At 72.0% G+C, this 15522-nt stretch carries 11 protein-coding genes and 1 pseudogene; 5 read left to right on the top strand and 7 right to left on the bottom strand.

All coding sequences use genetic code 11. The annotated features are described in order from the left end of the window. Positions 1 to 293 (top strand): transposase (locus A6V29_RS09515; RefSeq protein ID WP_170977800.1); only part of this gene is annotated, 293 nt, incomplete at its 5' end. A 633-nt stretch (positions 294 to 926) separates the two neighbouring features. Here A6V29_RS09515 and A6V29_RS09510 read toward each other — a convergent pair. Further along, complete coding sequence (locus A6V29_RS09510; protein ID WP_137160069.1) at positions 927 to 2717, bottom strand: AMP-dependent synthetase/ligase; 1791 nt, start codon at positions 2715 to 2717, stop codon at positions 927 to 929. A gap of 228 nt (positions 2718 to 2945) precedes the next feature. Between A6V29_RS09510 and A6V29_RS09505 the strand changes: the two genes are divergently transcribed. Beyond that, positions 2946 to 4520, top strand: a complete 1575-nt coding sequence (locus tag A6V29_RS09505) for an HNH endonuclease signature motif containing protein (protein WP_137160068.1) — start codon at positions 2946 to 2948, stop codon at positions 4518 to 4520. A gap of 56 nt (positions 4521 to 4576) precedes the next feature. Here the strand turns inward: A6V29_RS09505 and A6V29_RS09500 are convergent, their stop codons facing one another. The 5 genes from A6V29_RS09500 to A6V29_RS09480 all read right to left on the bottom strand — a co-directional run bounded on the left by A6V29_RS09500 (position 4577) and on the right by A6V29_RS09480 (position 10447). Further along, entirely contained in the window at positions 4577 to 5830 is a 1254-nt protein-coding gene (locus tag A6V29_RS09500) for an acetyl-CoA C-acetyltransferase (RefSeq protein WP_137160067.1), read from the bottom strand. A gap of 53 nt (positions 5831 to 5883) precedes the next feature. Further along, the gene (locus tag A6V29_RS09495) at positions 5884 to 7428 is read right to left on the bottom strand and encodes an acyl-CoA synthetase (protein WP_137160066.1); all 1545 of its coding nucleotides are present in this window, start codon (positions 7426 to 7428) and stop codon (positions 5884 to 5886) included. Positions 7429 to 7433: 5 nt separating this feature from the next. Next, on the bottom strand, positions 7434 to 8519 hold the full coding sequence (locus tag A6V29_RS09490; RefSeq protein ID WP_170977799.1) for an acyl-CoA dehydrogenase family protein: 1086 nt from the start codon (positions 8517 to 8519) through the stop codon (positions 7434 to 7436). Positions 8520 to 8548: 29 nt separating this feature from the next. After that, positions 8549 to 9733, bottom strand: a complete 1185-nt coding sequence (locus tag A6V29_RS09485; RefSeq protein ID WP_137160064.1) for an acyl-CoA dehydrogenase family protein — start codon at positions 9731 to 9733, stop codon at positions 8549 to 8551. Positions 9734 to 9835: 102 nt separating this feature from the next. Next, positions 9836 to 10447: a TetR family transcriptional regulator gene (locus A6V29_RS09480; protein WP_137160063.1), complete on the bottom strand. Its 612-nt coding sequence runs from the start codon at positions 10445 to 10447 to the stop codon at positions 9836 to 9838. 227 nt (positions 10448 to 10674) lie between these two features. Here A6V29_RS09480 and A6V29_RS09475 point away from each other — a divergent pair, with 227 nt between their 5' ends. The 3 genes and pseudogenes from A6V29_RS09475 to A6V29_RS21245 all read left to right on the top strand — a co-directional run bounded on the left by A6V29_RS09475 (position 10675) and on the right by A6V29_RS21245 (position 14558). Beyond that, entirely contained in the window at positions 10675 to 11598 is a 924-nt protein-coding gene (locus A6V29_RS09475) for an SDR family NAD(P)-dependent oxidoreductase (protein ID WP_137160062.1), read from the top strand. Between the two features lie 11 nt (positions 11599 to 11609). Continuing rightward, positions 11610 to 12623, top strand: a complete 1014-nt coding sequence (locus A6V29_RS09470; protein WP_137160061.1) for a TIGR03617 family F420-dependent LLM class oxidoreductase — start codon at positions 11610 to 11612, stop codon at positions 12621 to 12623. A 37-nt stretch (positions 12624 to 12660) separates the two neighbouring features. After that, positions 12661 to 14558: pseudogene (locus A6V29_RS21245) on the top strand (heavy metal translocating P-type ATPase). 4 nt (positions 14559 to 14562) lie between these two features. Here A6V29_RS21245 and A6V29_RS09460 read toward each other — a convergent pair. Next, positions 14563 to 15507 carry a pirin family protein gene (locus A6V29_RS09460; RefSeq protein ID WP_212719186.1) on the bottom strand — a complete coding sequence of 315 codons (945 nt, stop codon included), beginning with the start codon at positions 15505 to 15507 and terminating at the stop codon, positions 14563 to 14565. Positions 15508 to 15522 lie beyond the last annotated feature (15 nt).

Here is a 15522-nt window from a genome sequence, read left to right as displayed (position 1 = left end):
CGTCAGCTACATGCCGGACACCCTCGGCGCGGCTCAAGATAACGCTGGAGCGGCTGAACAAGGAGGTCAAGCGGCGCACCGACGTCGTGGGCATCTTCCCCGACGACACCGCCCTGCTCCGGCTGGCCAGCTGCGTGCTGATCGAGGCCCACGACGAGTGGCAGGTCTCCGACCGCCGCTACCTCTCCGAAGCCTCCATGGCTCTGCTCAACCCGCCCGAGCCGACCGCTCTCGAGCCCCGCTGCACCGACCCCAGCGAGGTGATCGACCAGCCCGCCCTGCAGACGGCATAGTCAGCAACACCGCAGAGCAGCACGCGGACGATCTACACCACCCCACGGGGCACGGCCCTGACCGCACATCCCTGCTCCCGCTGGTGAGTAGTCGCTCTCACCGGGAGAAGGCGCTATTCGGGGCCATTTGGTGACACCCCGCCGAGAATCGGGATGTGGCGGCCCTCGACCAGGCGTGTGCCGAAGCTTCGGTCGAGGGGAGTCTCGCCGTCAGGCCTTGTCGTCCATGGGGGAGCGCCGACACATGCTCCGGTCCTGTCGCGATCTCGACCACGGGACGTCAGTCGCGGGTGTCACGCTGCCCGCGGCAGGCGCCTTCGAGGAAGGGTGGAGTCAGTAGCGATGAGTGGATCCAGGGCGTCCACCAAGGCTCCGGGCCGGTGATCGTCACTGGCGGCGGCCCCTGCAACAGGCACTCTTTAGGCATCCAATACTCCCGCAACCAGCCGTCACCAGCCGTCGCAGCCAACGCTTCGCACCGCCTCCGACCTGCGTATTCAGCGCGGGTCAACGCGAGCAAACGCCTCAAGATCAAATCGCAGGGTTACTGGTTCAAGTCCAGTCGGGGGAGCAGCAGGAAGGCCCTACCCGTCGGTTCCGCCGGGGCAGGGCCTTCCGCCGTCAGAGGGGCGCTCAGCCGGCGTAGATCTTCTCGACCTCGCCGGCGAACTCCTTCATGACGACCGAGCGCTTCAGCTTCAGCGACGGCGTGAGCTGGCCACCTTCGACGGTCCACTCGATCGGGAGGATCTCGAAGGACCGGATGGACTCCGCCTTCGACACCTTCTTGTTCGCGCTGTCCACGGCGGCCTGGATCTCCGCGACGACCTCCGGGTCGCGCACCAGGTCGGTCAGCGGCGTGTCCGCAGGGCGTTCCTTGCTCTCCAGCCAGCCGGGCAGCGCTTCGACGTCGAGGGTGATCAGCGCAGCGATGAACGGCCGGTTGTCACCCACGACCATGCACTGGCTGACCAGGGGGTGCGCACGGATGGCGTCCTCGAGGATCGCGGGGGAGACGTTCTTGCCGCCGGCGGTGACGATCAGCTCCTTGATCCGCCCGGTGATCGTCACGTAGCCCTCGGCGTCGATCTCGCCGATGTCCCCGGTGGCGAACCAGCCGTCGCGCATCGTCTCGGCGGTGGCCTCCGGGTTGTTGCAGTAGCCGGTGAACACCTGGGGACCGCGCACCAGGATCTCGCCGTCGTCGGCGATGCGGACCGCCGAATCCGGTGCCGGGCGGCCGACGGTCCCGACCTTCAGCGCATCGGGTCCGCTGACCGTGGCCGGTCCGCTGGTCTCGGTCAGCCCGTACCCCTCGAGGATGGTCACGCCGATGCCGCGGAAGAAGTGGCCGAGCCGCTCGCCGAGCGGGGCTCCACCGGACAGCGCGTACCGGACCTCGCCGCCCATGGCCGCCCGCAGCTTGCCGTAGACGAGGGCGTCGAACAGCTTGTGCTGCAGGTTGAGCAGCAGGCCGGGGCCGCCGGTGTCCTGGGCCCTCGACCAGGACACCGCCACGCGCTCGGCCCGGTCGAAGATCGCGCCCTTGCCGTCACCGTGCGCCTTCTGCCGCGCGCCGTTGTAGACCTTCTCGAAGACTCGCGGGACCGCCACGAGGAACGTCGGCTTGAAGGTGTCCAGGTCGGTGAGCAGGTCGGCGAGGTCGCTGGTGTGGCCGAGGCGGGCGCCGTTCTGGATGCAGCTGATCTCGATGATCCGCGCGAAGACGTGCGCCAGGGGCAGGAAGAGCAGCGAGCTCGCGTCCGTGTCGCGCATCGCCGGGATGACGGTGGGCGCCAGTTCGGCGACGTAGAGCAAGTTGCCGTGGGTGAGCCCGCAGCCCTTGGGCCGCCCGGTCGTGCCGGAGGTGTAGATGATCGTGGCGAGCGAGTCGACCGACAGCGTCGCCCGTCGCTCGGCCAGCTGTTCCGGTCCGACGCCCTCGCCCCGGGCCGACACGGCGTCGAGGTCGCCGGCCTCGATCTGCCAGACATCCCGGAGCGCCGGCAGCTCCGTGCGCACCGACTCGACGAGCGCCTGGTGGTCCGCGTTCTCGACGACGACCGCCACCGCGCCGGAGTCGGAGAGAATCCACTGCGCCTGCTCGGCCGACGACGTCTCGTAGATCGGCACCGGGACGCCGCCGGCGGTCCAGACCGCGTAGTCGGCCAGGGTCCACTCGTACCGGGTCCTGCTCAGGATGCCGACCCGGTCCCCGGCCTGGACGCCGGCGGCGATCATGCCGCGAGCCAGGGCCGCGACCTGGTCGGCGAACTCGGCGCTGGTCACCGGCGCCCACCGGTCGCCGACCTTGCGGCTGAGGGTCACCCGGTCGGGCGTCCGTTCGGCATGCTCGGTGACCGCGTCCGGGAGCGCGGCGGTGGACGGGACGTCGAACGTGGCGGGGCTGGAGTACTCCTGCACGAGAGTCTCCCTCGGGCGGCGCGACATGTGATCTGGATCGCAAACCTACCGACCACGTGTTGTTCGTGTCCGGGGTTCGCGGCATCGTCACGAGACCGACATGACCACACGCCGCGATGCGCCGCTCAGGTGATCGCGGAGCCGGACGCCGTTGCCACCGGTTACCTCTACCGGCCGGTCTCCGTGCTCAGCGCCGGAATTGTCGTACCCCAGGTTTAGCTTCAGGCCATGTCATCGACCGGGTTCGCCGTCGGCGTGACCGTCACGCCGGTCGATCCCACGCCGTCGCCGTGGGAGCTGGTCGACCCTGATCCGTGGCCGGGCACGGAGAAGCTGGCCGACTGGTTGCCGCGGCGTCGCTCGTCGGCCGAGTCCGCGCAGCTGCTTGAGCAGATCACCGCCGCCGAGGCACAGCTGGCGGCACTGAAGCTCGACCTGGTCCTCGACATCGCGCACGACCGACCCGCCGCGGACGACCCTCGCCCAGGGCGGGCCCGAGCCGCCGAGGTAGGGCCCGACGGGACGAGCGAGTTCGCGGTCGACGAACTCGCGCTGGTGCTCAACACGAGCTGGACGGCGGCGGTCGAGTTGCTGGGCCAGGCGCAGATCCTGGCGACCCGGCTGCCCGCCACCCGGGACGAGCTGGCAACGGGGCGGTTGGACTGGTCCCGGGCCCGGGCGATCGCGGCGGAGCTGGGACGCCCGGCGGACGACAGCGACCCGGCGGTCGTGGCCGCGGTCGAAGCCGCTGTCCTCCCGGTGGCGACCGACCTCTCGGTGCGGCAGCTGCGCGAGCTGGTACGCCGCGAGCTGATGGCCCGCGACGAGGCGGCGCACGAACGGCGCCGGAAGCTGAAGCGCCGCGCGGCGGACGTGGAGGTCCGGCGGACGGGTGACGGCATGAGCGAGTTGACCATGCGCATGCCGCATTCCGAGGCGGTGGCCTGCCGGCGGACGCTCGATGCGCATGCCCACGCCGCCCGGGAGGCCGGCGATCAACGCCCCCTCGGGATGCTCCGCGTCGGCGCCGGCATCGATCTGCTCCTGCGCCCGTGGCAGGAGCGGCCGTCGGTGGTCGCGCACCTGACGGTCGTCGCCCCGCTCGGTGCGCTCACCGTCGGCGGGTTCCTCGACTCGGGTGCACCGCTGCCGGCCGCCTTCCGGCCCGCCGGGGCGCCCCCCTTGGCTCCCGCCCCGGTGGGCGAGGTGGACGGAGAAGCGATCACCGCCGCCCACCTGCGGGAACTCCTCGAGCAGCTCGACGCGCTCTGCCCCGGAGGGCTCCAGGTACCGACCGGCGGCAGTCTCGACATCGCCATCACCGACTCGTGCGGTCGCCTCCTCGCCGTCACGGGACGCCCCGAGATCGAGCGCCTCGCCGCCCGCGGGTGCCCTGAGCACCCAGGGTCGCCGTGCGGGTGCCCGGTCCTCACCGCGCCTCCCGCGGTCGACCGCTACAGCCCCTCGACCCGCCAGCGCCGATTCCTCGTCACCCGCGATCGCACCTGCCGGCATCCCGGCTGCAGCGTGAGCGCCGGATGGGCCGACCTCGACCACGTGATCCCGCACGGCGCGAGCGGCGCGACCGATTGCGCGAATTTGTGCTGCTTGTGTCGCCGGCACCACCGGCTGAAGACCCACGCAGAGGGGTGGACGCACACCCTGAGCGACGACGGCGTGCTCACCGTCATCACGCCGTCCGGGGTGACCCGGGTCAGCCGCCCACCCGGATGGCGGGTGCTGTCCGAGCCACCCGGCCCACCGGAACCGGCCCCGGTGGACGAGGAGCCGCCGCCTTTCTGACCCGGCGGAACGCGGGGCGGTCGCGCTCCAACCGCCCCGCGCTCACCAGGACCGCCTCAGAGGCGCTCGATGATGATGGCCGGGGCCATGCCCCCCGCCGCGCACATGGTGACGAGCCCGTAGCGACCGCCGGTGCGCTCGAGTTCGTCGAGGAGCGTGCCGATCAGGATGGCGCCGGTGGCGCCGATCGGGTGGCCGAGAGCGATCGAGCCACCGTTCACGTTGACCTTGTCCCGGTCGAGCTCCAGGTCCCGGATGAACTTCTCGGCGACGACGGCGAAGGCCTCGTTGATCTCCCAGAGGTCGATGTCCTCCTTCGTGAGCCCGGCCTTCGCCAGCACCTTCTTGGCCGCGGGCACCGGCGCGTTGAGCATCAGGGTCGGGTCGTCTCCGACGTTCGCGGTGGCCACGACGCGGCCCCTCGGAGTCAGGCCGTGCTCCTCCGCGTAGGCGCGAGAGGCCAGGAGGACCGCTGCGGCGCCGTCGACGACGCCGGACGAGGTGCCGGCGTGGTGGACCGGCTGGATGTCGAGCTCCGGGTACTTCTGGTTGATCAGCCCGCGGGCGGTGTTGCCCTCCTCGTCCAGCGGCATCTCCATGATCTGGGTGAACGCGGGCTTGAGCGCAGCCAGCCCCTCGGCCGTCGTCTGCGGACGCGGGTACTCGTCCCTGTCCAGGACGACGTTGCCGTCGTCGTCGAGCACCGGCACGAGGCTCTTGTCGAACCGTCCCTCGGCGATGGCCACCGCGGCGCGCTGCTGGCTGAGCAGGCCGAGGGCGTCCAGGTCCTCGCGGCCGATGCCCTCGAGGCTCGCGATCGCATCGGCGCACACACCCTGGTGGGACTGCGGGTGCACCTTCTGCAGCCGGGCGTTGCCCGCGCCCATGCCGTACATCCGCAGCCCCGCCGCCCGCTCCTCCTGGGCCAGGGCGGCCGTGCCCGACATCATCTCGGTGCCGCCCGCGACGACCAGGTCCTCCATGCCGGACATGACCTGGGCCGCGGCGAGGCTCACGGCGCTGATGCCGCCGCCGCAGAAGCGGTCGAGCGTGACCCCGGAGGCCTTGACGTCGTAGCCGGCGTCGAGCGCGGCCATCCGGCCCAGGTCGCCGCCCTGCTTGCCCTTCTGCGACGAGGTGGACCAGATGATGTCGTCGACGTCGGAGGTGTCGAGGTCGTTCCGCTCCTTCAGGGCCTTGAGGACGGTGGCCGCGAGGTGCTGGGGGTGCATGTGCGCCAGGGCCCCCTTGCCCACCTTGCCGGTCCCGCGCGGGGTGCGCACAGCGTCGATGATCAGTGCTTCGGTCATGCAGATACTCCTGGAGGCTCGTGTGGCCGTCGATGTGGTGGCGGGTGGGGACGTCAGCTCACGGAGGTGGCGTACTCGTCGCGGAGCTTGCCCTTCACCATCTTCCCGGTGGGCGTGCGGGGCAGGGTGTCGCGGAAGTGGAACTCCCGGGGCACCTTGAAGCCGGACAGCTGCTCCCGGGCGAAGGCCGCCAGTTCCGCGGCGAGCTCCGGAGTGCCCTCGACGCCCTCCGCGGGCTCGACGAAGGCCACCACCCGTTCGCCCATCTCCGGGTCCGGCACCCCGATGACGCCGATGTCGGACACCTTCGGGTGCAGGGTGAAGACGTTCTCGATCTCCTGCGGGTAGATGTTGACCCCGCCGGAGATGATCATGAACGTCGAGCGGTCGGTCAGGTAGAGGAACCCGTCCTCGTCCACGTAACCGAGGTCGCCGACGGTGGTCCAGCCCGGGTGCTCGGGGTGCTGAGCGCTCAGCGACTTCTCCTCGTCACCGTGGTAGCTGAACGGCCGCTCGCCGGTCGGCGACGCGAAGTAGACGATCCCGACCTCGCCCGGGCCCAGCTCCGTGCCGTCCGGCCCGCAGATGTGCAGCGCGCCCTCGGTCGTGGGCTTGCCCACCGAGCCGGGGTGCTCCAGCCAGGTCGCCGAGTCGATGAAGGTCGAACCGGCCGCCTCGGTGGAGGAGTAGTACTCCATGATGATCGGCCCGAGCCAGTCGATCATCGCCCGCTTGACGTCCGGCGGGCACGGCGCCGCCGCGTGGATGACCATCTTCAGCGACGACAGGTCGTAGCCGTTGCGCACGTCCTCCGGCAGCTTGAGCATCCGGACGAAGTGTGTCGGCACCATCTGGGTCTCGGTGACACCGAACCGCTGGATCGCCTCGAGGACGCCCTCGGGGTCGAACTTCTCCATCATGACCACGGTGCCGCCGAGGGACTGGACGGCGGCCATGAATGCCATCGGCGCGGCGTGGTACGCGGGCGCCGGCGAGAGGTAGACGGTGTCCTCCGTCATGCCGTAGAGCAGCTGCAGCACCGCCGACATGTTGCTCATCTCGGTCACCTGCTGGCCGGTCAGCGGACGCTTGATCCCCTTCGGCCGCCCCGTGGTGCCCGACGAGTAGAGCATCGTGTCGCCCCGCGGCTGGTCCACCAGCGGCTCGTCCGACGCGGCGTCGCGCACCTCCTCGTAGCTCTCGTAGCCCTCGATCGTCCCGCCGAACATCAGCCGACGCTCGACACCGTTCGCCTGCAGCTTCGACGCCAGGTCGGACAGGCCCGCCGACACGAACAGCGCCCGGGCGCCCGAGTTCTCGATGATGTAGTCGGCCTCGGGGGCGGCCAGGTGGCTGTTCGCGAACGTCACGTACAGCCCGATGCGCACGCCGGACCAGTACAGCTCCAGCGTCTCAGGCACGTTGTCGCTCAGGACGACGATGGAGTCCCCCGTCTTCAGCCCCAGCGTGTCGCGCAGGAAGTGCGCCGTCCGCCGGCTGTTGTCGTCGAGCTCCTTGTACGTGAGGGACCGGCCGGAGCCGGCCATCACGATCGCGGTCTTGTCCGGCGTCTGCTGCGCCCAGGTGCCCGGGTACACGGCGGTCAGACCCCCAGCTTCTCGGCGATGCGGTCCTGCTGGAAGGTCGGCCCGCCCAGCAGCACGTTGCCGGTGATCGCGTTGCGGTAGTAGAGGTGCGCGTCGTGCTCCCAGGTGAAGCCGATGCCGCCGTGCAGCAGCATCGTCTGCTTGGCGGCCTCGATGTAGCCGCTGGAGGCCAGGTGCCGGGCCACGGCGGCGTCCAGCGAGGCGGTCTCGCTGCCGGCGGCGAACGACTCCGACGCCTTGCGGACGGCGGCGTCGGTCAGCGCCCAGTCGGTGTAGATGTTCGCCAGCGGGTGCTTGACGCCCTGGTAGATGCCGATCGGCTGGCCGAAGCTGTAGCGGATCTTGGCGTACTCGGTCGTCATGTCCAGGCACGCCTTGGTCGCCGCGGCCTGCTCGCTGGCCAGCACCAGGTTGGCCACGTCGAGCACCGTGTCCAGGGCGACCGCGGCGTCCCCGGCGAGCAGGCGCCCCGGCGTCCGCTCGAGGGTCACGGTGGCGAGGCCCTGGGTCAGGTCCAGGCCCTCGACCGGCGTCACCGTCAGGCCCGGCGCGTCCTTCTCCACCAGGACGATCCCGTCGGCGGTGCTGACGAGCAGCACGTCGGCCTCGGCGGCGTTGAGGACGCCGGTCTTGGTGCCGGTGACCGTGCCGTCGTCGACGACGCAGGACGGGTTGACCGGCACCCAGCCGCGGCCACCCTCGCTGACGGCGAGCGTGCCGATCGCGCTGCCCTCGGCGAAGCGGGGCAGCCACTCGCGGCGGGCCTCTTCGTCGTCCAGGGCCAGCAGGGTGCCGGCGGCCAGGACGCTGGTGGCCAACAGCGGCGTCGGCACCAGGCCGGCGCCGAGCGCGCGCACCGCCACCACCAGGTCGGACCACGTCGCGCCGGAGCCGCCGTACTCCTCGGGGATGGCCAGGCCGGCGATGCCGAGCTCCTGGCTGAGCCGCCGCCAGACCGCGGGGTCGAAGGAGGCCTCGGACTTGATCGTCTCCCGGACGGCGGACATCGGCGCCTGGCCGGAGACGAACCGCGAGACGCTGCTGGCCAGGTCGCGCTGGTCGTCGGTGTCGATGAGGGTCACGTCGCTTGCTCCTCGGGCGGGCGCGGCGGTCACTTGGACAGCTTCAGCTGGTTGAAGGGGATGTTCTTGTCCACGCCGGCGTCCTTGGGCAGACCCAGGACCCGCTCGGCGATGATGTTGCGCTGGATCTCGTTGGAGCCACCGGCCGTCGCGTAGCCCGGAGCGGCCAGGATCGCCCGGGTCAGGGGAAGGGTGTCCGGGGTCTGCAGCGCGAGCTCCTCGGCGAAGATCTCCTGGACGAGGTCGGCGACCCACAGCGGGAAGACGGCGCCGGCGAGCTTGGCCGCCGAGCCGCGCGCGCCGATCGGTATGCCGGCCTTGGCCTCCTGGTGCAGCACCGAGGCATAGGTGCGCATGGCGCTCTCCTTGGCGTACACCTGGGCGAGCGTCCGGCGCACCGAGGGGTCGGAGTCCAGACCCCGCGCGCGGACGAGCTCGACCAGCGCGTCGTAGCCCAGCGGGTTGGAGCGCCCGCGGACACCGGTGCCGATGGTGACCCGCTCGTAGCGCAGCATCGCCACGGCCACGGCCCAGCCGTTGTTCACCTCGCCGATGACCGCGTCCTCGGGGACGAAGACGTCGTCGAAGAAGACCTCGTTGAACGGCGCGTCGCCGGTGGCCACGACCAGCGGGCGCACGGTGACGCCGGGGTGGTGCAGGTCGACGATGAACATCGTGATGCCCTGGTGCTTGGGCCGCGTCGGGTCGGTGCGCACCAGCACGGCGCCGAAGTCGCTGAACTGGGCACCGGAGGTCCACACCTTCTGGCCGTTGATCAGCCAGCCGCCCTCGACCTTCGTCGCGGAGGTCTGCAGGCTCGCGACGTCCGACCCGCCGCTGGGCTCGGAGAACAGCTGGCTCCAGATCTCGTCGCCGCGCAGCATCGGCGGGATGTAGCGCTTCTTCTGCTCCTCGGTGCCGAACTCGAGCAGCGTGGGCGCGGGCATGCCCAGGCCGATGACGAACGGGCCGACCGGCAGCCGGAAGTTGGCGGCCACCTCGTTGAAGGCGAGCTGCTCGGCGGTGCCGAGCCCCTGGCCGCCGTACTCCTTCGGCCAGGTGATGCCGGCGAGCCCGGCCTCCCACAGGCCCTTCTGGAAGGCCTTGGACTCCTCGAGCGTGGCGCCACCGCCGCCCGGCTCGTTCTCGTCGAACGGCTTGGCGTTCTGCTGGAGCCAGGCCAGGGCCTTGGCCCGGAACTCTTCGGTCGACATGCGGTTCAGGCCTTCCTGCGGGACTTGATAGAACGCGTTCTACCTGCGGGTGTGGTCATCGTCATACCGGGCTCCGAAGGCTGTCAAGGAGCCGCGGTGGAGTCAGCTGAGGAGCTTCTCGGCGGCGACGCGGATCCGCTGCACGGCCGCGTCGGCGGTCAGCCGCCCGTTGAGCCAGTCGATCGTGCCGCTGATCCACAGCGACTCGACCATCTGCAGGGCCAGCCGCTGCGCCGCCGTCAGCCGGTGGTCGTCGCCCCAGGCCGCCCGGCCGGCGATGTCGACGAACGTGTACTCGGTGCCGGCCGGCGGTCGCGCCGACTCGTGGGCTCCGAACGGGGCCGGCGACTGGCGGACGGACAGGGCGGCGTGGGCGAAGCCGGGGTCGTTGCGCATCGCCTGGAAGGCCCGGGCGAAGACCTCCCCGGCCCGTCGCTCGGGGGTGGTGGCCCGCGGCGGGCGGGTGCGGACGTCGTCGTCGAGCTTGCTCATCTCGTCCCGGACGGCGGCGAGCAGCAGCTCGTTCTTCGACGGGTAGTAGCGGTACAGCGTCGCCAGGGCGACGCCGGCGATCCGGGCCACCTCGCGCATCTGGACCGCCTCGTACCCACCCTGGCCGGCCAGCTCGATCGCCGCCCGGATCAGGCGGTCGGTGCGCGCGGCCTGCGCCTCCGACGTCCGTCCGGACAGGCGCTCCTCGATCTGCTCCGTCATGACCGGCGGTTGCCCAGCACGAGGCTCCCCGCAGGGCCGGCGGCGGCCCCCTCCCCGTACGGGGCGGTCTCCGGCGTGGGGAGTGGTGTCGGACCGGGCATCGGCCGTCCTCTCGACGTGCGCAACGAGAACATGTTCTCGCGAAGCATCCGGGCTGCCGCCGACGGCTGTCAATCGCCCGGGCGCACCCTTGTGGCGGCGATCACCAGGTAGTAGAACGTGTTCTCATGAGCGGCACACTGGATGGTCGGGTCGTCATCGTCACCGGCGCAGGGCGGGGGATCGGCGCCTCGGTCAGCCGGCTGTTCGCGCAGCAGGGCGCCAGGCTCGTGGTCAACGACCTGGGCGCGAACCCCGACGGCACGGGGGGCGACGACGGTCCCGCCCGGGACATCGCCGACGAGATCGTGCGGGCCGGCGGCGAGGCCGTCAGCGACGGCGGCGACATCGCCGACACCGCGACCGGCAGGCGCCTGGTCGACCTGGCCGTCGAGACCTACGGGAAGCTCGACGTCGTCGTCAACGGGGCCGGCATCCTCCGCGACAAGATGATCTTCAACCTCGACGACGAGGACTGGGACGAGGTCATCCGCGTCCACCTGCGCGGGCACTTCAGCACCGTCAAGCCGGCCGCCGCCTACTGGCGTCAGCAGCGCAACCCGGACGGACACTTCCGGATCATCAACTTCACGTCGGACTCGGCGCTGCAGGGTTCGCCCGGCCAGCCGAACTACGCCGCCGCGAAGATGGGCATCATCGGCCTGACCGCTTCGCTGGCCAACGCGCTGGGGCGCTACGGCGTCACCGCCAACGCGATCGCACCGGGCGCTGCGACGCGGCTGACTGCGACGATCCCGCAGGAGAAGCGGCTGGGCGGTGACCGCCCGGCCGCCGACGACTCGCGCTCGCCGGCCAACATCGCGCCGCTGGTCGCCTACCTCGCCAGCGAGGCCTCGGACTGGATCTCCGGCCGCACCCTCGGTGCCGCCGGCTACGGCGTCACGCTGTGGAACAACCCCGAGGTGCGGGCCCGGATCAGCTCCGACGGGCCGTGGGACCTCGAGGACCTGGGCCAGCAGATCGAGAAGGAGTTCCGGCCGCTGGCCGAGGGGCTGCACCCGTCGATCTTCATGGGCCAGGTGCCGAGCTGAGGGAGGCTGCGATGCGCATCGGCTACGGGCTGCGTGGCACGCCCGGGGAGATCGCCGACGAGGCGGCGCGGGCGCGGGACCTGGGGTTCGACGCGCTCTCCACCACGGAGGTCGCGCACGACCCGTTCCTGCCGCTCGCCGTCGCGGCCGGGTCCTCGGGGGAGATGCGGCTGGAGACGCACATCGCCGTCGCGTTCGCCCGCAGCCCCATGGTCACGGCGAACGCCGCGCACTACCTCCACCGGCTCTCCGGTGGCCGCGCCGTCCTCGGGCTGGGCACCCAGATCAAGCCGCACATCACCCGGCGGTTCGACATGCCCTGGAGCAGCCGGCCGGCGGCGCAGATGCGCGACTACCTGGGCGCCCTGCACGCCATCTGGCGCGACTGGAACGACGGCGTGCCGCTCGCCTTCCGCAGCGAGCACTACAGCCACACGCTGATGACCGACATGTTCCGCCCGGAGCCGTTGCCCTCCGCTCCGGAGGTGCACCTCGCCGCGGTCGGCCCGGTCATGACCCGACTGGCCGGGGAGCTCGCCGACGGGCTCATCCCGCACGCCTTCAGCACGCCGGAGTGGTTCACCGAGGTCACCCTCCCCGCGCTGCACGAGGGGCTCGAGCGGTCGGGCAGGGACCGCTCGGAGGTCGTCGTGCACTGCCCGGGCTTCGTCGTCGTCACCGGCGAGCAGGGGGCGAGCGACGCCGAGAAGCTCGCCGTGCGCCGGCAGATCGCCTTCTACGGGTCCACGCCTGCGTACGGCGACGTGCTCCGCCGGGCGGGACGGGGCGAGCTGCACGAGCGGCTGCACGCGCTGTCGATCGGCAGCGATCCCGACCGCTGGGCCCGGATGGGCGACCTCGTCGACGACGACCTGCTCGCCGCGTTCTCCGTCATCGGGCCGATCGCGGAGGTGGCCGAGGAGCTGGCCCGGCGCTACGGCGGCACGATCGACCAGGTGCACGTCGTGCCGCCCGACGGCACCACCCCGGAGGCGCTGGCCGGGTTCCGCGACCGGCTGGCCTGACCGGCACCGCCCCCTCGGTGCGGGGGCGTCGGGCAGGCTGGGCCCATGCCCCTGCCGCCGCCGCCGACGCTGGATCCACCGGTGCGACCGCTGCCCCGGCTGCGCGACGTGCTCGCGCCGTACGGCCTGGTGCTGGCGGCAGTCGTCGCCCTGGTGGTCGTCGGCGGCCTCGCGCTCGCCGGGCACGACACGGTCGCGCGCCTGCTGGGCAGCGGCTTCGCCCTCGCGATGGCCGCGTACACCGCCGTCGGCATGGTGCGGGACCTGCTGCGCGGCCGGTGGGGGGTCGACGTCCTGGCGGTCACCGCGATCGTCAGCACCGTCGCGGTCGGCGAGTACCTCGCCGCCCTCGTCGTCGTCCTCATGCTCACCGGCGGGGAGGCGCTGGAGGAGTACGCGGCGGGCCGGACGGGAACTGCGGGCGCTGCTGGATCGGGCACCGCAGATCGCGCACCGTCGGGATCCGGTCACCGGCGAGTTCGAGGACCTGCCGATCGACCGGGTGCGGCCCGGAGACCGGCTCCTCGTGCGACCGTCGGAAGTGGTGCCGGTCGACGGCATGCTGCTGTCCGACGTCGCCGAGTTCGACGAGTCGTCGCTCACCGGGGAGAGCCTCCCGGTCTCGCGGACGGCTGGCGACGAGCTGCTCAGCGGCTCGATCAACGGCGGATCGGCCGTCGAGATGACGGCGACCGCCGGGGCCGACGAGAGCCAGTACCAGCGGATCGTCGCGCTGGTCGCCGAGGCCGGGCAGCGCGAGGCGCCGCTGGTGCGCGTGGCCGACCGGTACGCGGTGCCGTTCACGCTGGTGTCGTTCCTGATCGGCGGCGTGGCCTGGGCGCTGTCGGGTGACGCCGTCCGGTTCGCCGAGGTGCTGGTGCTGGCCACCCCCTGTCCGCTGCTGATCGCCGCCCCGGTCGCCTTCCTGGCCGGCATGGGTGCCTCGTCGCGCAGCGGCATCATCGTGCGCGGCGGCGACGTCGTGGAGCGGCTGGCCCGGGTGGAGACCGTCGCCTTCGACAAGACCGGCACGCTCACCTACGGCCGGCCGACGTTGACGGGCGTGCGGACGACCGGGTCGTACCCGGAGGACGAGGTGCTGCGCCGAGCGGCCTCGGCCGAGCAGTACTCCACCCACGCGCTGGCCCCCTCGGTCATCGAGGCGGCACGGGCCCGGGACCTGCCGCTGGCGCCGGGCGAGCAGGCCGCGGAGTACGCGACCAACGGAGTCGTCGTGCGGCTGCCGGACGGCGAGGTCGTCGTCGGCAAGCGCCGCTTCGTGGCGGAGCGGACCGGGCCGATCGAGGCGGTGCCCCTCGGCAGCGGGGAGCTCGCCGTCTACGTGGGCGTGGACGGGGCGTACGCCGGCGCGCTGATCATGCGCGACGAGCTGCGCTCCGACGCCGTCGCCACCATCGACCGGCTGCACGAGCTGGGGTCCGCGACACGATGATCCTCACCGGCGACGCCTGGCCCACCGCCGAGCACGTCGCCGAGCAGGTCGGGATCGACCACGTGCGCGCCGAGCTGCTGCCCGAGGACAAGGTGCGCGCGGTGCAGGACCATCCCGTCCGCCCGGTCCTGATGGTCGGCGACGGCGTCAACGACGCCCCTGTGCTCGCCGCCGCCGACGTCGGGGTCGCGATGGGCGCCCGCGGCTCCACCGCCGCCAGCGAATCGGCCGACGTCGTGGTGATGACCGACGAGCTGGGCAAGGTCGCCGAGGCGGTCGGCATCGGCCGGCGGACCATGCGGGTGGCGCTGCAGAGCATCTGGCTGGGCATCGCGCTCAGCGTCGGCCTGATGCTGGTGGCGGCCTTCGGTCACATCCCGGCGATCGTGGGCGCGATCGTCCAGGAGTTCGTCGACCTGGCGACGATCCTCAACTCGCTGCGCGCCCGGCGCGCGGACCGGCCCGACGCCCGGCGGCGGTGAGGGGTCAGCCCCAGGCGCTGGGGTCACCCGGCCCGGGTGGTGCCAGCCGCGGCTTCAGCTTCACCGTGGGCATCGGCGGTGCGGGCAGACGCTGGACGTCGCCGCGGTACCCCTCGACCTGGCCGAAACGCTCGGACCCCGCCTCCCACTCCTCGCGGTAACCGGCGATCTCCTCGTGGGTGCGCCCGATGAAGTTCCACCACATCACCACCGGCTCGCCGAACGGCTCGCCGCCCAGCAGCATCACGCGGGCGGCCCGGTCGCCGGGGTTGGTGAGGGTCAGCCGGTGCCGGCCGGGCGGCACGTAGCCGAGCTCGGCGCGGGCCAGCTCGATCCGCTCGAGGACGACCGGCCCCTCGTCGACGAGCACCCCGTGCTCGAACTCCGTGTCGGCGTCGAGCTCCAGCTGCGCGTGCGGGTCGAGGACCAGCTCGGCCCCGAGCAGGGGCGTGTGGGTCGGCACGGGGGAGGTGTGCCCGGCGAGCGTGCCGACGAGGACGCGGGCGACGGCGCCGTCGAGGTGCAGCGCCTCCGGCACGTGGTGCACGAACTCCCGAGGGCCGTGGCGGGTGGCCTCGGGCAGCACCGTCCAGAGCTGGACGCCGTGCAGCGTGCCGCAGTCGGACGTGGACACCTCCGAGTGGGCGACGCCGGACCCGCCGGTCATGAGGTTCAGCTCGCCCGGCCGCACGATCTCCTGGGCGCCGGTGGTGTCGCGGTGCTCGATCTCCCCGCTGAACAACCAGCTGACCGTCTGCAGCCCGGTGTGCGGGTGCGGCGGCACGTCCATGCCGCCGGTGAGCGAGACGTCGTCCGGCCCGTAGTGGTCGGCGAAGCACCACGCGCCGATCAGCGACCGGGCGCGTTGCGGCAGCGTGCGGCGCACGGTCATCGCGCGCGGCCCGCCCAGCGGAACCTCTCGGCTCGTGATCACCTGGACATCGCTCACCCGGACCACCCTGGC

Origin of the sequence: Blastococcus sp. CCUG 61487, from assembly GCF_005222955.1 — a bacterium.
Taxonomy (GTDB): Bacteria; Actinomycetota; Actinomycetes; order Mycobacteriales; family Geodermatophilaceae; genus Blastococcus.
The sequence above is the reverse complement of the archived record's forward strand: the minus strand, read 5'-3'. Positions and strand labels throughout refer to the sequence as shown.